The sequence below is a fragment of the Bradyrhizobium sp. SZCCHNR2028 genome (assembly GCF_032380995.1).
In the GTDB taxonomy this organism is placed as follows: Bacteria; Pseudomonadota; Alphaproteobacteria; order Rhizobiales; family Xanthobacteraceae; genus Bradyrhizobium.
In genome coordinates this window covers 116,151-133,463 of the sequence record NZ_JAUHJF010000011.1, presented here as the reverse complement: position 1 = coordinate 133,463, position 17,313 = coordinate 116,151, and the positions used below count along the sequence as shown (strand labels likewise).

Here is a 17,313-nt window from a genome sequence, read left to right as displayed (position 1 = left end):
GTGCTATTGCAAGATGATGACGATGTCCCGGCAGCGCACGCGCAGAGAGGTCGGCGGCCTGATCGCGGCAAGCGTTGCCATGATCGCCGCCCCTGCCGTGCTGCGCGCACAAGCGATGGCGCGCGTGGTCGTGATCGGCGGCGGCTTCGGCGGCGCCAGTTGCGCCCGCGCGCTGCGCCAGGCGGATGCAAAGCTCGACGTCACCCTGGTTGAAGCCAACAAGACCTTCACGGCGTGTCCGCTCAGCAACGAGGTCATCGCCGGCCTGCGCGATATCAGTGCCCAGCAGTTCGGCTATGACAAGATCGCAGCCGAAGGCGTGAGCGTCGTGCTGCAGACGGCCACGGCGATCGATGCGCCGGCCCACAAGGTCACGTTCGCCGACGGCACCACGTTGGCCTATGACCGCCTCGTGCTGGCGCCCGGCATCGATCTCGATTTCACGGCCCTGCAGGGCTACGACGAAGCTGCATCAGAAGCGATGCCGCACGCCTACAAGGCCGGCGAGCAGACGCTGCTGCTGCGGAAGCAGATCGAGGCGATGCCGGATGGCGGCACCGTCGCCATCGCGGTGCCGGCCAATCCGTCGCGCTGCCCGCCGGCGCCTTACGAGCGCGCCGGCCTGATCGCGCACTACCTGAAAACGCACAAGCCGAAGTCGAAGGTGCTGATCCTCGATGCCAAGGACAGCTTCTCGCAGCAGAAGCTGTTCGAGCAGGCGTGGCAGCAGCTCTATGCCGGAATGATCGAGCGTATCCCGCTGTCGCAGGGCGGCCGCGTCACCGGCGTCGACGTTGCCACGCGCACCGTCGTCACCGAGTTCGGCAACTACAATCCCGATGTGACCAACATCATCCCACCGCAGAAGGCCGGGCGCATTGCCTCGCTCGCCGGCGCGGCCGACCGCACCGGCTGGTGCCCGATCGATGCCGCGACCTTCGCCTCGAAGCTCGTCCCGGATGTCCACGTCATCGGCGACGCCTGTCTCGGCGGCGGCATCCCGAAATCGGCCGGCGCCGCGCAGGCGCAGGGCAAGGCGTGTGCGGGCGTGATCGTGCGCGATCTGACGGGACGGCCGTCGGAGCCGCCGCCGCTGACCGGCATCTGTTACAGCATCGTCGCGCCGGACTACGCGTTCTCGCTGGCAGGCGTTTATCAGCCCAAGGGAGACATCTTCGCCGAGGTCGAGGGCGGCCGGAGCAGCCCGGTCGACGCCCCGCGCGAGACGCGCGCGCGTGAGGCCGACGCGGCGACGGCCTGGTTCAAGGTGCTGACCCATGATGCCTTCGGCTAGCGTTGTGATCGCCGCGATCGTCGCCGCCCTGCCCGCCGCTGTCGCGGCGCAGGCACTCGCGCCCACTACGATCACCGGCGACGGCATCGCCTCTTCCCTCACCGGACGGCCCGGCGACGCCGCCCGCGGCCGCGCGCTGGTGGTCGCGCGCAGCTCGACCTGCCTCCTCTGTCACTCCGGCCCGTTTGCGGAGGTACGCTTCCAGGGCGATCTCGCGCCCAGCCTTGCCGGCGCCGGCAGCCGTTCCACGCCCGCGCAGCTCCGCTTGCGGCTGGTCGATGCCTCCAGGCTCAATCCGGAAACGATCATGCCGTCCTACTACCGCGTGGATGGGCTGACGCGCGTCGGTTCCGCCTGGCGCGACAAGCCGATCCTGTCGGCGGAGCAGATCGAAGACATCGTCGCCTATCTCGCGACCTTGCGCGAGTGAGCCCATATGATCGGCATGTTCGAATCGTCCCACATCTCGCGCCGCCACCTGCTGCAACTGGCGGGAACGCTGACCGCCGCCGGCGCGCTGCCGCTGATCACGGTCCGGCCGGCGCAGGCGACGCCGGCGATGCTGGCGTCCGCGATCCGCAATCTCGTCGGCGAAGCCAATGTGACGGTCGGCAAGGTCCGGCTCGACATCCCGCCGCTGGTCGAGAACGGCAACACCGTGCCGATGACCGTCAGCGTCGATCACCCGATGGCGCCCGAGAGCTTCGTCAAGAGCATCCACGTCTTCAACGAGAAGAATCCGCAGCCCAACGTCGCCAACTTTCACCTGACAGCGAGTGCCGGCCGCGCCCAGGTGACGACCCGCATCCGGCTCGCCGACACGCAGAAGGTGGTGGCGATCGCAAGACTGTCCGACGGCTCGTTCTGGTCGGCGAGCGTCGACGTCATCGTGACCTTGGCCGCCTGCACCGAGGAGATGCCGTGATGCCTGCCGCCCTCGTCAACGTTCCCGCCAAGGCCAAGCGCGGCGCCGTCGTCGAGATCAAGACGCTGATGAGCCACGTCATGGAGCCGGGCTATCGCCATACGGCGGCGGGCGAAGCCGTCCCGCGCGACATCATCACCAGCTTCACCTGCCGCTTCAACGGCACCGAGATCTTTCGGGCCGATCTGTTTCCCGCCATCGCCGCCAATCCGTTCCTGTCGTTCTTCACCACCGCGCGCGAGAGCGGCCGCTTCGAGTTCGAATGGATCGGCGACAACGGCTTCGTTTCCAGCGCCTCGGCGGCGATCACGGTCGAATGATGCGGAGCGCGCTTCTCGCGGTCACAGCTTTGCTGGGCGCAGCGTTGCCTGTCGTCGCGGGTGAGATTGCGGAATCCGCGCGCCGCTCCGGCTATGACTTCATGTCGTCCGACACCAGGGCGATGCAGGACGACGACACCGCCAATCCCGCGATGCTGTCGGTGCTCGATGGTGAGACGCTGTGGACGACGAAAGCGGGCACGGCGAACAAATCCTGCAACGATTGCCATGGCGAGGTCGACGTCAGCATGAAGGGCGTCGCCGCGCGCTATCCGGCCTTCAATGCCGCCAGCGCCGCTCCGGTCGATCTCGGCCAGCGCGTCAATCTCTGCCGCAGGCAGCATCAGGAAGCTGAGCCGTTCGCCCCTGAGAGCCGCGAGCTGCTGGCTCTGACAGCGCTGATCGCCCGGCAATCGCGCGGCATGCCGATCACCGCCGGCGACGATCCGCGGCTGGAGCCGTCAGTTGCGCGCGGGCGCGAGCTGTTCATGCAGCGGCAGGGCCAGCTCAACCTCGCCTGCTCCAATTGTCACGATGACAATTGGAGCAAGCATCTTGCCGGCTCCGCGATCACGCAGGGACAGCCGACGGGCTATCCGATCTACCGGCTGGAATGGCAAGGCATGGGCTCGCTGCAGCGCCGCCTCCGCGGCTGCATGACCGGCATCCGCGCGCAAGCCTTCGACTTCGACGCGCCCGACATGATCGCGCTCGAGCTCTACCTGATGTCGCGCGCGCGTGGCATGCCGATGGACGCGCCGGCGGTGCGGCCATGAGTGCGTCGAACCAAACCACGACGCAACCAACCAAGATCGGATTGATGGGGCAACGGAGCCGCGATGCCCCGCCTCTCCTTCACCGATCCGCATGCGCAGGGACGCATCGGACCGACCCGGATGCGTCGCTGTTCGCCCTGCCGGCGTTCCACCGTCATTCCGGGGCGATCGGCAACGCGAAGGCGCAAAGCGGCTGCGCTTTGACGATCGATCCCGGAATCCCGAGCTTGTGAGAAACGGACGCAAGACAACGTCGAGATTCCGGGCTCAAGGCCTGCGGCCTTGCCCCGGAATGACGGTGGTCGTGACGTCATCGGACTCTACTCCGCGGGCGCCGCCTGCATCTCCGCATGCGGAACGTAGCTCTCGGACATGCCGAGCCGGCCCAGCGCGAACAATCCGCCGGCGACCACGACATAGGCCAGCGCCACCGCGGGCGTCACGCCGAGGCCGCCGCCGATGCCGACCGCTTCACCGTGCATGAAGCCGAAATAGGTCATGACGGCGCCGGCGAGCGCGAAGGCCGCCGCCTTGGCGAAGTCGCGCTCGATCACGAACACGCCGATCGCGCCGAGCACGAGCCCGGCGAGGATCGAGCCGCCGCCCATCACCTCCAACCCATGATAGAGCACGCCCTGCTGCGGCAGCGCGGCGATCGCAGCGGTCTTGACCGCATCGACCTTGTCGGCGGCGAGGCCGCCTACGGTTTGTGCCGCCGTCACCGTCGAGGCCAGCATGGTGTCGATCTGCAGCTTGGCCCAGGCGGCGAGATGCGGCGTGAAGGCGAGCACGATCGCGGGCGCATGCTTGACCGGCGTGGTCTGGAACGCCTGCGCACCGATCAGCATGCCGATGTAGAGCAGGATCGGCGAGATCGCGACCACCGGCACGAGTGCCAGCAGCACCGAGATGATGCCGAGCCAGGACAGCACGATCACCATCAGCCCGGTCGCCGCGGAGTAGCCGATGCGGCCGCCCATCGCCTTCCAGCCGGGATGGCCGATATAGACCGCGTTGATGAAAGGATTGCCCATCATGCAGCCGATCAGGCTGACGATGCCGTCGGCGGTCAGCACCCGCGTGGTCGGATATTCGTCGCCCGCGGCTTCCGCGCTCTCGACGTTGTCCATGGCCTCGACGAGGTCGTAGATGCCGAACGGGATCGCGGTGACCAGGATGATGCCGAGATATTCGAAGCCGGAGAACACCGTGCCGAACGCCGGCAGCGGCACCGAGAAGCCGAAGCTCGCAAAGGCATCACTGAGGCCCTTGACGCTGAGGCCGCCGAGACCGAGGCCGAACAGGTTCGAGCCCCAGGCGATGACCATGCCGACCGCGATGGCGACGAGCCCGGCCGGCAGCCCCCTGGGATATTTCACGCCGCCAAACCAGCTCACCAGAATGATCGCGAAGCACACCAGGCCGATCTGCGGCGTCATGTACATCTCGAGCGCCGGGCGCATCGAGATGAAGGTGACGGAGACGCCGGCGAGCGTGCCGAGCAGCGCGGCGCGCGGCGTGATCTTGCGGATGTAGGGCGCGACGAAGCCGCCGATCATCAGGATGAAGCTCTGGAAGAACACCCAGACCAGGCCGGCCGACCAGCCCTTCAGCGGATCGCCGGTCTTCAAGGTGATCGGCAGCATGATCACGAAGGTGACGATGAACATGTGCGGCACGCTGACCCCCGAGGGCAGCGCACAGACGTCGCTGCGTCCGGTCTTCTGCGCGAGGCGATAAGCGAGGAAGGCGTAGTAGAACGTCGACAGGCACATCATCAGGCCGAGCGCCGGCAGGATGCGACCGAACACCAGGCTGTCCGGCATCTTCAGCACGAAGCGCAAGAGCCCGGTGAGCACGAGCATGTTGACGAGGATGTTGGTGCCGAAACCGAAGAATGCGTTCCAATCGCCGGGTGTCCACAGCACCGGCTTGAAATCCGCATTGACCGCGCTTGCCGTTCCGTTTCCGCTCATCGCCTTGCTCCCCTGTTGCTGTCAGCGCCTACATCGTCGAACTCATCCGTCTCAACTCGTCTCTCGGCTCGTCTCTCAGTTCATCGCCTTCAGGACCGCGGCCGAGTCCGCGACCCAGCCGAAGATGCCACCCTGGGCCTTGATCATCCTCAGGCCCATCTCATGGAATTCCGGGAAGTAGGACGCGCAGCCATCGGAGACGACGACGCAGCGATAGCCGCGGTCATTGGCCTCGCGCACGGTGGTGTTGACGCAGACCTCGGTGGTGACGCCGCACACCAGGAGGTTGGCGATGCCGTGATGCTTCAGCACCTCACCGAGTTCGGTGGCGTAGAATGCGCCCTTGCCCGGCTTGTCGATCACCACCTCACCATCAACAGGATAGAGCGCGGGAATGATGTCGTGCCCGGCCTCGCCGCGAATAAGGATACGGCCCATCGGGCCGGGATCACCGATGCGCAAGCTGGGGGCGCCGCGCTCGACCTTGGCCGGCGGCGCATCGGACAGATCCGGCTTGTGGCCCTCGCGGGTGTGAATGACGAGCATGCCCATCTTGCGCGCCGCCGCCAGGACGTTCGCGATCGGCGTCACGGCGCGCGCGAGCTGCGAGACGTCGTTGCCCAGCGTCTCGCCAAAACCGCCCGGCTCCATGAAGTCGCGCTGCATGTCGATGATGACGAGCGCGGTCTCGTCCCAGTCGAGCGCGATCGGCTCGGGCTCGGCGGCGATGCTCACTCCACCCGATGCAATTGAGTCCGCCATGGCGACCATTGCCTCCCCGCGAGAATGGCTCGCAAGTAACGAAGCAAGCGCTGTGCCATTGTGTACAATCGGCTCGCGCTTGCCGCGGATTTGGAAGAGACAACCGTTTCAATGACTTGAGAAAAGGACCTGAAGCTGCTCGATTGCCGGGCAGCCGCCCTCGCCGACGCCTCAGCTTATTTCTTGGGCGGCCGCTGCACGCGGCGCATGGTCCCGATGGTCAGCCCGTCGCGAAGGTGGGGCAACCAACTAGGTCGTAAACGTATAGAGCGTTCCGACGTTCGACTGGAACACTTTCCCCGGCATTTCGCGCCGGACCATGTCGTAGAACGGCTCGCCCGTACAATGGGCCGGCATGAGGTAATCAGGGTTGATGTCCTTCAACTCCGCGATGACCTGCTTGAAGTAGGCATCGTCGAGCGGCGGCACGAGGTGGAAGCCACCAATCACCGCGTGAACCTTGTCAACTCCCGATGCGCGCTGGGCCTGCCTGATGGTGTTGATGACGCCACGGTGGCTGCACGAGGTCAGAATCACCAGACCTTTTCCCTTCAGCAGGAAATTGGTCCCGATCTCGTGCTCGAAGTCGTCCACGACGAACTCGCCGGCGTTTTTCCCCGGCGAGACCTTGTCCGGGAAGCAGCCGAAGCCATTGGCGATGCCTACCTTCTCGCGACTGGGACTGAGCGGCTTTTCAAAGCTGCTTTGCGCGATCTTGCCCGTCGTGAACGCATGATCGGCAACGACGGCCAGCCCGTCCGCCATCATCAGGATGAGGTTCGACTCCTTGATGGCCTAGCGATCGAGCGCCCCGAACTGACCACCATTCCCGACGGTCCGCGTGCAGAAACAGTCTTCACCGCCGACGAAGAAGGGCAGATCCTTCTTAAGCTTGCCCTTTGTCGCGGAGAGAAACCCCACCATGCCGCCGAAGTGATCGTAATGGCCATGGCTGAGGACGAGCGCGTCGAACTCTTCGGGCTGGATCTTCAGGATCTCCATGTTGGTCAGCAGCGTGACCGGATTGTATCCGAAATCGACGAGGATATTGCGGACCTCATTGTCACGCTGGGATTCAGCGTGCATCGAGAGGCCCCATTCCCCGACCAGGGTGGCGCGGGGCGGCACATCCGGTGTTTCATTGCCCTGCATGCGCGCGATCGAGAGGTCACCGAGCTTTTGCGAGATCCCGAAGCGACGGACAATGATGTCGCTGACCATGCGAACCTTCAAGCGATCGACCTGCGGCACGGCTCCGCCGAGTGCCTGAGCCCTTGCGCTCCGCCCGCTCCCGACCAGCGTGCCCACCATCGCGGACACAAAGCCCGCGCCGCCGGCGCAAAGCAGGTGGCGTCTCGACAACGACGGCGATCGAGTCATCAACCACACGGACCAAACAACATGGCGGCCTCCTCTCGGCACGACTTTCGGGTCGGGAGCTTAATCCTCTGGTCCCGGCAGCATTGACATCGGACAATGCGAGGGGCCCTGGAGGGCGATGGAGCAGCGCCTGTCGGGTTCCGTCTGGCCCAAGGCGCCGCCCGGCCCCGAACGCGATGTCCGTTCTTCAGGCCAGAGCCGATCTACCGCAGTCCAACGCCAAGCAGCGGCTTGCGCCCCAATGCGGACTACCGAGATTGAGCACGCCAAGGGCGGTTGGGGACGCCCCCCGGCGCGCATTGAGCAATGTCTGCAGGATTTGGGCACTGAAAATGGTTCTGCCTCGCGCACCGCATACCTTATAAATGATACGTGGGAAGGCGAGGCTCGAATGACTGACTTGGAAAGCTTCATCGTCAACCAGAACCTGGTTCACTACAAAGCGCTCCTGCGAGAGGAGACGGATCCGCATAAGAGCCGCATATTGCTCCGGCTGATCGAGAATGAAATGGGGAAACTACCCGCCTCCGCGAAGCGCATCGAGATACCTAAGTCGAGATAGCCAAGATGTCCGGCTTTCAATGACCTAATTATACTTTCGTCTCCTCGGTGTGACCGCCCCTGGAACGTTCACCAGTGACACCGAACGAATTGGGCCGTCGAATGTCACATTCGACGGCCCAATTTTCGAGCGCGAGGCGCCGAGCAAAGCTCAACAGCCGATTTTCGTTTGTAAGTAGTGTGAGTTGTCTGTCTGTGGGGGAACTGATGGCGCTGACGCAGAGCGAGTGGTCGCAAACGTATCCTCGCGCCGCATTGCGGGGTGTTCTGGCGGACGCTGCAAGAACGATACCCGAAGCAAAGCGGACACCTTCCTTGATGGCATGCCTCGCCGAGAAGATCTTGGCCTCGGCGGCTGACGGCCAAGAGAAGCCGGTCGATCTATGTCGCCGCGCCATCGAGAAGGTGCAGGAATCTTGTCCTGACTGCCGCGCATGCCATGGCTTGCAAGCAGCCCACAACAGCGGTCGCTCGCACGAAAAACTGTAGATTTCCGGTCGCAGCCTGTTACGTGGAGTGACAGACATATGGGCGCATCCGAGCCACCTTGGCTTAACTGCTTCAGGCATTCATCTAAATCCCCCGCAGAGAATTGGTGCGCCTTTGAGTCGCCGGTGTGTGTCGGGTGTACGAATGCCGTGTCGTCTCACCCTTCAGTGGGCGCTCACAAAGACCCTATGAAGTCCGAGGAGATCGAAGGCTGGTTTCGCGGTCTCAAGTCGTGCAAGGTTTCTGATGGCATGAGAGATTAAGGTCACCCCGCCGATGTCGGCACGTGCCCTTTCCCGACTTGTCGACCGAGGTCCAAATGCGTCTGCTTGCCTGACCTGACCGGGCCTCATTGTTGATGGATTGACCCGGGCGGCGCGGTCCGGGGGCGGCCCATCGCCTTCCAGCTTAGAGAGTGCGCATCCGACGCACATGATTGCCCTGTTGATCTCGGTCAATGGGCGGGCTCGTATTGAGATCAAGGTCGCGTAACTTCGCAGTAGGACACTCCATGATCAAGCGATTAGTTACAATGGTGACGTGTTCTGTGCTCAGTTTGATCGGAGATGGTCCAACTGGAAAGCTGGTCCTCGTCGGCGGCGTCCACAGGACGCCCGGGGGTCTCGCCCTAACCCAAATGCAGGAAGGAACCGCAACGATCGAGATGAAGGACGGAAGGGCAGTTGGCTTAGCCGGGTCCGGCAAGGCCCTCATCAAGTTCGCGTCGGGCGCGTTGGCAGGCCTGTCCGGCAAGACCCCCAAGTTCGTAACGAAGTCAATTGGCTTCAACCACTTCGACATCCTGTGGTCGGAGTAGCTCCGCCTATCGGTCGCTTGCGCCCCCCGGGTCGGGGAGAGTTGCCGCCCTTGTTCCAGCGCAGGCCATGATCCGGTCCATGCAACCCAAGCTCTAGGTCTTCGGTTGCTCGTTCCTTCGAACGACGAAATGGAGAAAGGCATGAACAGCCAGCCAGCGTTCAATCGCGGATCGTCCACCGAAATCGCCGGGCAGATCGACGCCGTTGCCTGGGCCGTGTTCTTCATCTGGGTCGGCATCGCCATGCTGGTGCCGGTGCCCTGGGAATGGTTTCTCATGGGTGTTGGCATCCTCATCCTCGCGGCGGAGTATGCCCGCTGGCAGATGGACATCAGGATCGAAGGCTTCTGGGTCGCTTGCGGGGTCGTGTGCTTCGCAGGGGGGCTTTGGGCGCTTCTCAACTTGCCTTGGCCACTGGCTCCGATCCTGATCATTGGTCTCGGAGTGTGGTTGCTTGCTAAGATCATCGTGGATGCTAACCGTTGACCAGCCGCCCTCTGGCCATCCTGTGTAGCAAGCCGTCTTGGGCCCAGCGGTGCATCGGTCCGGAATTTGGGCTCCAGCCGACGTTCCGGATAGCGTCCCGCAAGGTCCATGGCCACCTTGAACTTCGGGTAGAAACATGCTGCGTATTTCCAGAAATCGCGGTTGTCTGCGCGCATCCCGCCTCACTGCGGAGGAGCGTTGCGCGCGATCGTCACGACACGCGAGGCGGGGAGCGATGGCCGCGAGAGATCGCAGTGTGTCTTCGGATGCGCGGACGAACGATCGCTTGCGGACGTGAAGTCGCAGCGTCCTGACACCCCGATGCTGGTGTCCCGCGCAATGCGCAAGCGTTGTCGCGAATGGTGGCCAACAAGCCCGGCGCACCAGGGAGACTGCGTATAAGCGTGAAGACCATCGCGCAGGGAATGCCGGCTACGGCAGCACCTGTGGTACCTGCCGCCTGCATTTTTTCAGCAGGCGGGCCATGGGTGAGGCCTTCACCCGGCATTCCCTGCGCCCTCTGCACTATCAGGAGGGACCGAACTGATCGCAGAACTCGGGCGCGACGCGCCGCGGGAACGAGACCTTATACCGATCGCTGTTTGAAGCGTATATCCGCCCCACCCACCGCTGTCGTCCCGGGCACGCCGTGACGCGCGACAGCGCGGCGCGGCGCCGACCCGGGACCCATACGCCGCGGCGGACGTGTGGCGCGAGGTGCTCACGACGCACCTGCTTCAAACTGCTCCCTGGGGTTATGCGTCCCGGCGTTCGCCGGGACGACAGCTGTGGTCGTGGCTGCAGCTCAGCATCTCACGAATGCAATGCTAAGACGCCTGCCTTGCCACCGGCTTGCGCTCCACCGGATCGATGTCGATGCCGCGCAACCTGCCGAGCCGCAGCACGTCCATCGCGATGGTACGGCCGATGCGGTCGCGGTCGAGCACGCGGATCAGGTCGTCGACGCCGTTGATCTCGACGCCGTCGAGCCTGATCACGACGTCGCCCGGCAGCAGGCCGGCGCGGGCCGCGGGCCCGTCCGGCTCGATCTGCATCAACAGCGCGCCCATCTTGTTCTCGACACCGGCGAGCAACGCATGTCGCCGCGGCACCGGCGCGGTCTGCCCGGACACGCCGATATAGGCGCGGCGGACATAGCCGTGGCGGATGATCTCCGACAGCACGAACTGCGCGGTGTTGCTGGCGACCGCAAAGCAGATGCCCTGCGCACCCTGGATGATGGCGGTGTTGATGCCGATCACCTCGGCGGCCGACGACACCAGCGCGCCGCCGGAATTGCCGGGGTTGAGCGCGGCGTCGGTCTGGATGACGTCCTCGATCATGCGGCCCGACACCGAGCGGATCGAGCGCCCCAGCGCCGAGACGACGCCGGCGGTGACCGTCGATTCGAACCCGAGCGGGTTGCCGATCGCGACCACGAGCTGGCCGCGGCGCAGGCTCTTGGAATTGCCGAGCGCGGCGTAGCGCAGGTCGCGCGCGTGGTTGGCGCGCAGCAGCGCCAGATCGGTGTCGGGATCGACGCCGAGCACCTGCGCGTCGGTGACGACGCCCTCGACGTCGCGCAGCCGGATGCTCTTGGAGGAGCCGACCACATGGCTATTGGTCAGCACGAGGCCGTCGGGCGAGATCACGATGCCCGAGCCGAGCCCGCCGCGGGAGCCGGCGGTCGCCCCAGCCTTGGGTCCGGTTTCGACACGCACGACCGCAGGACCGACGCGCTCGGTGACATCGATGACGGCATTGGAATAGGCGTCGAGCAGCGCGCGGTCGTCGGCCGGCGCAGCAGCAGACGCGCGCGACGGCGACAGCGCATCGCCGGCGAGATCGGAGGTAAAGTCCAACATGGCAAGATTTCCTTCGCCCGGTCAGATGGGTAGCAGCCGCCCCCCGCGCAAGGTGGCGGTCCGGCGGTGCCGGACCGCGCCGCCCTTGGCGAGACTCACGCGCGCTGTGATAGGACTTCGGCCGGGTATTTGATGAATGTGATTGCGGGAGGAAGCATGCGGCTGCGAGACCGGCTGTTGTCGTTGTGTGGGGCCATGGTGCTGGGAGCCGGCATGACCGGCGCGTCGCTGGCCGCAAGCGCCACGGTGCGCAGCGGCGACACGATCCAGCTCGGCGACACGGTGTTCCGGCTCGACGGCATCGATGCGCCGGAGGTCGACCAGCTCTGCATCGACGATCACGCCGATTCCTGGAGCTGCGGCGTCGAGGCGCGCGAGCAGCTCGGCAAGCTGATCGGCGGCAGCGCGGTGCGCTGCGACGATCTCGGTCCGGACAAGCCGCTCAAGACCCGCAGGATCGGCCTCTGCACCGTCGACGGCGACAGGGTCAGCCTCAACCAGCAAATGGCGCGCGCAGGTTTCGCCGTCGGCGCCGACCCGGCCGCGAAGGCGCGGGTCAAGGACGATGTCGCCGCGGCCAAGGAGGCGCTGCGCGGACTCTGGAAGGGCTGCTTCGTCGCGCCGGCCGAGTTCCGCACCGACAAGAAGGATGGCGCCCTGCTCGGCGCCGCCTGCCGCACCGACCGCGACCGCGAGATCCGTGCCGTGCTGTTCCCGGACGCGCCGAGCGCGCCGCCGGGCTGCAGCATCAAGGGGAAGTTCGCGGTGCGCGCGCGCGTCACCGGCAACATCGGCATCTATCATCTGCAGGGCTGCCCGAGCTATCCCGCGACCACCGAGCCCGATCGCTGGTTCTGCTCCGAGGACGACGCAAGGGCCGCCGGCTTCCGCCGCGCCTTCAACTGCCGCGCGCCGAAGAAGTGAGTCACAGGTGGTGGTGCGGCGCTCAGCGGCTCACGCGCCAGATCGTGCCATTGCCGTCCTCGGAAATGAGAAGGCTGCCGTCGCGCGCCACGGTGACGCCGACCGGCCGGCCCCAGACCTCGCGGTCATTGAGGACGAAGCCGGTGACGAAATCCTCGTATTCGCCGGTGGGCACGCCGTCCTTGAGGCGGACGCGGATCACCTTGTAGCCGGTGCGCTTGGACCGGTTCCACGAGCCGTGCTCCGCCGCGAAGGCGTCGCCGCGATACTCCGGCGGGAACAGATTTCCGTCGTAGAACGTCAGACCGAGCGAGGCCGAATGCGGCTGCAGCAGCACGTCGGGCACGGTGATCTTGCCCTTGAGGTCCGGGCGCTCGCCGGCATGGCGCGGGTCAGGGTTGTCGCCGAGATAGTACCAGGGCCAGCCGTAGAACCCGCCCTCCTTCACGCGCGTGACGTAGTCCGGGACCAGATCGTCGCCGAGCCCGTCGCGTTCGTTGGTCGAGCACCACGGCGTTCCGGTCGTGGGCTGGATGGCGAGGCCGACGCAGTTGCGGATGCCGGTGGCGAACAGGCTGCGGTTGTTGCCGTCGGGATCGAACGCCAGCACGCCGGCACGGTCGGCCTCCCCGCCCCAGGCCGCGCCGAGCGGATGCGCCTTGATCCAGGCACTGATTCCGCCGCCAGGCTCTCCCAGCGCTTCGCCGACATTGCCGACGGAGCCGACCGACACCAGCATGCGCTTGTCGTCCCTGGTGAAGACGACATCGCGGGTCGAATGGCCGTAGCCGGCCGGCAGATCGGGCACGACGACCTGCAGCGGCCCCTGCGCCTTCATGTCGCCGGCACGATAGGGAAAGCGCATGACGCGCTCGGTACTCGCGACATAGACCCATTGCGGATCGGCACTCGGATAGAACGCAATGCCGAAGGGATGGCCGAGCCGGTCGGCGAAGATCTCGCTCGACGCGACCTTGCTGCCGTCCTCGCTCGGGCGCAGCACGCGGACGCGCCCTGCCCGGGTCTCGGCGACGAAGATGTCGCCATTCGGCGCGGTGCGGATGATGCGCGGCCCGCTCAGCCCCTCGGCGAACAGCGCGATCTTGAAACCGTCGATGACCTTCGGTACGGCGGAGGCCGGTCGTTGCACCACGCGGGAGACGTTGGCTGCGGACGCCGTCGCACCCGGTTTGGGCAGGTCTTCGGGACGGATCAGCCTGATCGTGCCCGGTGCATCGCCCTGCCAGCTGCCGAACGCGTCCTTGCCTTTGAGCACCGCGAGCTGTGCTGTCGCCGCAGCCGTCACCAGCGCGCTCAAGGCGGCCACGATAGCCGTGCTCATCCGTCTCGTCATGCAGTCCTCACGCGTCTCGATCGGCCGTCAGCCTGCCCTGGTGCCGGCCCAGGGATCACGCGTCGCGGCGATGGGACGCGTTCACGACAGCGCCCCGAGCACGCCGCGCGTCGCCTGGTCGATCTCCTCGACATAGCGGCGGCGCGCGAAGGACTCGGTCAGGAAGCCGATCACCTTCCGGCTGTTCTCCGACTCCAGCACGGCCAGCACCTCGGCGCCGGAATCGTCGAAGATCTTCATCGCCGTCTTGACGTTCATTTCGGGCAACAGCGCGACATCGAAATATTTCGCGAGCTCGACCACCTGGATCTCGTCGGCAATGGAATCCAATTCGCCCGAGAACAAATCGGGCAAGGAGACCAGCCCGCAATAATCGTCGCTGTTGTTCACCACCACCACGGCCTGGCGCGTGCCCAGCGCGAACTCGCGCCGGCAGGCCGCGATGCTCGTCGTGGTCGGCACCTTCGCGACGTCGGAGCGCATCAGCCGCTCGACCGTGAGGTTGCGCAGCCAGCCGACATCGTTGGCGCTGCGGATGGTCTCGCCGCGCAGATGCAGGCGCCAGGTCGAGAACGAGTGCCCGAACAGGACGCGGACGCATACCGAGGTCACGATGCAGGCGGCCAGCACGACGGCGGTGACGTCGACGCTGCGGGTCATCTCCAGCACCAGGAACGACATCGTCAGCGGCCCGCCGACGATGGCGACACCGAGCGTCGCCATGCCGGTGAGCATCGCCACCAGCGGGTCGATCGCGAGCCCGAGGCCGGCCAGCGCGAGCAGGCCCGCAAACAGCTTGCCGAGCAGACTGCCGACGAACAGCGAGGCGAAGAACAGACCGCCGCGGAAGCCCGAGGCCAGCGAGATCAGGCAGGCGGCGAGCTTGAGCACGATGATGGTGGCGATCATGCCGACCGCCATCTCGCGATGCAGGTCGAGCAGCATTGCGCCGTGGCCTGCCGCCAGCACCTGCGGCGTCACGATCGCCATGGCGCCGACACAGACCCCCCCGATCACCGGGCGCAGCCACACCGGAATGCGGACGAACAGCCGCTCGACCGTCGGCGAGGCGCGCATCACCAGGATGCCGATGCCGGCGACGAGCAGCGCCAGCACGAACAGCGCGATGTATTGCTCGAAGCCGACCGCGCCGACCTTGGCGACCTCCAGCGAATACGGCGCGCCGGCGAGATATTGCGAGGTCAGCGCACCCGCCAGCGAGGCCGCCAGGATCGGCGCCGCGCTGCCGACGGAGTAGACGCCGACGATCAGCTCACAGGCATAGAACGCCCCCGTGATCGGCGCGCCGAAGGCGGCCGCAATGGCGGCGGCCGCTCCGCAGCCGAGGATGAGGCGCAGATCGTTGCGGCGGAGCGTGAGATACTGCCCGAGCAGCGAGGCGACGCCGGCCCCGATCTGGGTGTAGCCGGCCTCGAGCCCGACCGACGCGCCGGAGCCGTTGGAGACCAGGGTCTGGCCGCTCACCACGATGCTGTCACGCATCGACAGCCGTCCGCCGCGCAGCGCATTGGCCTCGACGGGGTCGACCGCGGCCGCGATCTTCCAGCGCCGCCGCAGCCATTCCATGATGCCGAGCGCAAGGCCGCCGCAGGCGGGCGCGATCAGGGCGACCACCGGGTTGACCCAGGTATGAGCGCTGAGCCGGACATCGATCGGGATGCCGTAAATGACCACATGCGCGACTTGCGCGATCAGGCTCATCACCGTCACGATCGCACCCGTCGCAACGCCGATCACCAGGGCCAACGGTATCAGGTAGAACTCATTGCTGCGCAGCAGTGCCCGCAGCCGCGTGACCACCCGGTTCGAAGCCTTGCGATCGATGATATGCGACAGCGTCGACAGCACGGAGAGCCGTTTCTTCTAAGATGAGGCCTCGCCGTGGCAATAACCCGTCGCAACTAGCGGAACAAGCGCGAATTCCTTTCCGGTCGAAACGTGGTTGACTGGTCCGGAAAGTGGAACCGCCGCGGCTCGCGCGATCCTGCGCCTCAACTGCGCCACCGCCAAAATCACAAATTGCCGGAGCACAAGACGACGGCGCCCGCCGCGGGAATCTCCGCAGCGGGCGCGCGCACCTCAAATCGAGGAGATGTACCGTTCAGACCCGCTCGATGATGATCGCGGGTGCCATGCCACCGGCCGCGCACATCGTGACCAGGCCGCGCTTGAGATCGCGCCGCTCGAGCTCGTCGAGCAGCGTCCCGATCAGGATGGAACCGGTGGCGCCGATCGGATGTCCCAGCGCGATCGAGCCGCCGTTCACATTGACCTTGGCGCGGTCGAGCTCGAGGTCGCGGATGTACTTCTCGGCGACGACGGCGAACGCCTCGTTGATCTCGAACAGGTCGATGTCATCAAGCTTGAGCCCGGCCTTGGCCAGCACCTTGCGCGTCGCCGGCGCCGGGGCGTTCAGCATCAGGGTCGGGTCATCGCCCATATTGGCCATCGCCACGACGCGTGCCCGCGGCTTCAGGCCATGGGCGTGGGCATAGGACGGCGACGCCAGCAGGATCGCGGCCGCGCCGTCGACGACGCCAGAGGAATTGCCGGCGTGATGCATGAAGTCGATCTCGAGGCCGGGATAGCGCTGCAGGATCAGGTTGCGATACGTCGTGCCCTTCTCGTCCAGCGCGTAGTCGGCGATCGCCGGAAACGCCGGCTTCAGCCCTGCCAGCGCCTCGGCCGTGGTCTGCGGCCGCGGGTATTCCTCGTGGTCGAGCGCGAGGCTGCCGTCCTCGCGATGCACCGGCACCAGGCTCTTCTTGAAATGGCCGGCCGCAATCGCAGCCGCCGCGCGCTTCTGGCTCTCCAGCCCGAGCGCGTCGACGTCGGCGCGGGTGATGCCTTCCATGGTGGCAATGGCGTCGGCACAGACGCCCTGGTGCGACTGCGGATGCAGCGCGCGCAGATGCAGATTGCCGGCGTCCATCATCAGCGGCCCCTCGCCGCGCCGGCCCTCCATCGACATCATCTCGCAGCCGCCGGCGACGACGAGGTCCTCCTGCCCGGCCATGATCGAGCTTGCTGCGATGTTGACGCTGGTGATGCCGGAGCCGCAGAAGCGATCGAGCGTGACGCCCGAGGCGCGGATGTCGTAGCCGGCGTCGAGCGCCGACATGCGGCCGAGATCGCCACTCTGCGGACCGCGCTGCGACGAGCAGCCCCAGATGACGTCCTCGACGTCGCCGGTGTTGATGCCGGTGCGATCGGCCAGCGCGCGCAGCACGGTGGCGCCGAGATGCTGCGGGTGCAGCCCGGCGAGCGCGCCCTTTCCGGCCTTGCCAATACCGCGCGGCGTTCTGCAGGCATCGATGATGAGCGCGTCGACCATGGTGTTTCCCTTGCCCGATATTGTTGTGA

16 protein-coding genes are annotated in these 17,313 nt (G+C 65.9%); 8 read left to right on the top strand and 8 right to left on the bottom strand.

Annotated features, from left to right (window positions below; genetic code table 11):
* Positions 1-16 precede the first annotated feature (16 nt).
* The 5 genes from QX121_RS18910 to soxA are packed head-to-tail and all read left to right on the top strand — an operon-like array spanning position 17 to position 3,315.
* Entirely contained in the window at positions 17-1,294 is a 1,278-nt protein-coding gene (locus tag QX121_RS18910; protein ID WP_315812771.1) for an NAD(P)/FAD-dependent oxidoreductase, read from the top strand.
* Positions 1,281-1,724: a sulfur oxidation c-type cytochrome SoxX gene (gene soxX / locus QX121_RS18905; protein WP_409999355.1), complete on the top strand. Its 444-nt coding sequence runs from the start codon at positions 1,281-1,283 to the stop codon at positions 1,722-1,724. The genes QX121_RS18910 and soxX overlap by 14 nt, the downstream gene beginning before the upstream one ends.
* Positions 1,725-1,739: 15 nt before the next feature.
* Positions 1,740-2,219 (top strand): SoxY-related AACIE arm protein, encoded by a 480-nt coding sequence (locus QX121_RS18900; RefSeq protein WP_409999354.1) that lies wholly within the window; start codon positions 1,740-1,742, stop codon positions 2,217-2,219.
* Positions 2,219-2,539 (top strand): thiosulfate oxidation carrier complex protein SoxZ, encoded by a 321-nt coding sequence (soxZ, locus tag QX121_RS18895; protein ID WP_315812741.1) that lies wholly within the window; start codon positions 2,219-2,221, stop codon positions 2,537-2,539. The genes QX121_RS18900 and soxZ overlap by 1 nt, the downstream gene beginning before the upstream one ends.
* Positions 2,539-3,315 (top strand): sulfur oxidation c-type cytochrome SoxA, encoded by a 777-nt coding sequence (gene soxA, locus QX121_RS18890; RefSeq protein ID WP_315776540.1) that lies wholly within the window; start codon positions 2,539-2,541, stop codon positions 3,313-3,315. Before soxZ ends, soxA begins: the two co-directional genes overlap by 1 nt.
* Positions 3,316-3,635: 320 nt before the next feature.
* Here soxA and QX121_RS18885 read toward each other — a convergent pair whose 3' ends face one another.
* The 4 genes from QX121_RS18885 to QX121_RS18870 form a co-directional block, all read right to left on the bottom strand.
* Positions 3,636-5,291 (bottom strand): regulator, encoded by a 1,656-nt coding sequence (locus QX121_RS18885; RefSeq protein WP_315812740.1) that lies wholly within the window; start codon positions 5,289-5,291, stop codon positions 3,636-3,638.
* Between the two features lie 75 nt (positions 5,292-5,366).
* Positions 5,367-6,053, bottom strand: a complete 687-nt coding sequence (locus tag QX121_RS18880; protein WP_315812739.1) for an isochorismatase family cysteine hydrolase — start codon at positions 6,051-6,053, stop codon at positions 5,367-5,369.
* Between the two features lie 249 nt (positions 6,054-6,302).
* Positions 6,303-6,821 carry an MBL fold metallo-hydrolase gene (locus QX121_RS18875; RefSeq protein ID WP_315812738.1) on the bottom strand — a complete coding sequence of 173 codons (519 nt, stop codon included), beginning with the start codon at positions 6,819-6,821 and terminating at the stop codon, positions 6,303-6,305.
* A gap of 27 nt (positions 6,822-6,848) precedes the next feature.
* Positions 6,849-7,415: an MBL fold metallo-hydrolase gene (locus QX121_RS18870; RefSeq protein ID WP_315812737.1), complete on the bottom strand. Its 567-nt coding sequence runs from the start codon at positions 7,413-7,415 to the stop codon at positions 6,849-6,851.
* Between the two features lie 1,579 nt (positions 7,416-8,994).
* Here QX121_RS18870 and QX121_RS18865 point away from each other — a divergent pair.
* The gene (locus QX121_RS18865) at positions 8,995-9,300 is read left to right on the top strand and encodes a hypothetical protein (RefSeq protein ID WP_315812736.1); all 306 of its coding nucleotides are present in this window, start codon (positions 8,995-8,997) and stop codon (positions 9,298-9,300) included.
* A gap of 141 nt (positions 9,301-9,441) precedes the next feature.
* The gene (locus tag QX121_RS18860) at positions 9,442-9,786 is read left to right on the top strand and encodes a hypothetical protein (RefSeq protein WP_315737124.1); all 345 of its coding nucleotides are present in this window, start codon (positions 9,442-9,444) and stop codon (positions 9,784-9,786) included.
* 827 nt (positions 9,787-10,613) lie between these two features.
* Here QX121_RS18860 and QX121_RS18855 read toward each other — a convergent pair.
* Complete coding sequence (locus QX121_RS18855) at positions 10,614-11,651, bottom strand: S1C family serine protease (RefSeq protein WP_315812735.1); 1,038 nt, start codon at positions 11,649-11,651, stop codon at positions 10,614-10,616.
* Positions 11,652-11,807: 156 nt separating this feature from the next.
* Between QX121_RS18855 and QX121_RS18850 the strand changes: the two genes are divergently transcribed.
* Positions 11,808-12,575, top strand: a complete 768-nt coding sequence (locus QX121_RS18850; protein ID WP_315812734.1) for a thermonuclease family protein — start codon at positions 11,808-11,810, stop codon at positions 12,573-12,575.
* A 22-nt stretch (positions 12,576-12,597) separates the two neighbouring features.
* On the opposite strand, the gene QX121_RS18845 is transcribed toward QX121_RS18850, so the two are convergent.
* The 3 genes from QX121_RS18845 to QX121_RS18835 all read right to left on the bottom strand — a co-directional run bounded on the left by QX121_RS18845 (position 12,598) and on the right by QX121_RS18835 (position 17,284).
* On the bottom strand, positions 12,598-13,929 hold the full coding sequence (locus QX121_RS18845; RefSeq protein ID WP_315812733.1) for a sorbosone dehydrogenase family protein: 1,332 nt from the start codon (positions 13,927-13,929) through the stop codon (positions 12,598-12,600).
* An 81-nt stretch (positions 13,930-14,010) separates the two neighbouring features.
* On the bottom strand, positions 14,011-15,798 hold the full coding sequence (locus tag QX121_RS18840; protein WP_315812732.1) for a chloride channel protein: 1,788 nt from the start codon (positions 15,796-15,798) through the stop codon (positions 14,011-14,013).
* A gap of 253 nt (positions 15,799-16,051) precedes the next feature.
* Positions 16,052-17,284, bottom strand: a complete 1,233-nt coding sequence (locus QX121_RS18835; RefSeq protein WP_315812731.1) for an acetyl-CoA C-acetyltransferase — start codon at positions 17,282-17,284, stop codon at positions 16,052-16,054.
* Positions 17,285-17,313: the final 29 nt, after the last annotated feature.

Bases quoted from the DNA above. Each gene is read 5' to 3' on its own strand.
- QX121_RS18910 (WP_315812771.1), top strand. From the start codon at position 17: ATGACGATGTCCCGGCAGCGCACGCGCAGAGAGGTCGGCGGCCTGATC.
- soxX (WP_409999355.1), top strand. From the start codon at position 1,281: ATGCCTTCGGCTAGCGTTGTGATCGCCGCGATCGTCGCCGCCCTGCCC.
- QX121_RS18900 (WP_409999354.1), top strand. From the start codon at position 1,740: ATGTTCGAATCGTCCCACATCTCGCGCCGCCACCTGCTGCAACTGGCG.
- soxZ (WP_315812741.1), top strand. From the start codon at position 2,219: ATGCCTGCCGCCCTCGTCAACGTTCCCGCCAAGGCCAAGCGCGGCGCC.
- soxA (WP_315776540.1), top strand. From the start codon at position 2,539: ATGCGGAGCGCGCTTCTCGCGGTCACAGCTTTGCTGGGCGCAGCGTTG.
- QX121_RS18885 (WP_315812740.1), bottom strand. From the start codon at position 5,291: ATGAGCGGAAACGGAACGGCAAGCGCGGTCAATGCGGATTTCAAGCCG.
- QX121_RS18880 (WP_315812739.1), bottom strand. From the start codon at position 6,053: ATGGCGGACTCAATTGCATCGGGTGGAGTGAGCATCGCCGCCGAGCCC.
- QX121_RS18875 (WP_315812738.1), bottom strand. From the start codon at position 6,821: ATGATGGCGGACGGGCTGGCCGTCGTTGCCGATCATGCGTTCACGACG.
- QX121_RS18865 (WP_315812736.1), top strand. From the start codon at position 8,995: ATGATCAAGCGATTAGTTACAATGGTGACGTGTTCTGTGCTCAGTTTG.
- QX121_RS18860 (WP_315737124.1), top strand. From the start codon at position 9,442: ATGAACAGCCAGCCAGCGTTCAATCGCGGATCGTCCACCGAAATCGCC.
- QX121_RS18855 (WP_315812735.1), bottom strand. From the start codon at position 11,651: ATGTTGGACTTTACCTCCGATCTCGCCGGCGATGCGCTGTCGCCGTCG.
- QX121_RS18850 (WP_315812734.1), top strand. From the start codon at position 11,808: ATGCGGCTGCGAGACCGGCTGTTGTCGTTGTGTGGGGCCATGGTGCTG.
- QX121_RS18845 (WP_315812733.1), bottom strand. From the start codon at position 13,929: ATGACGAGACGGATGAGCACGGCTATCGTGGCCGCCTTGAGCGCGCTG.
- QX121_RS18835 (WP_315812731.1), bottom strand. From the start codon at position 17,284: ATGGTCGACGCGCTCATCATCGATGCCTGCAGAACGCCGCGCGGTATT.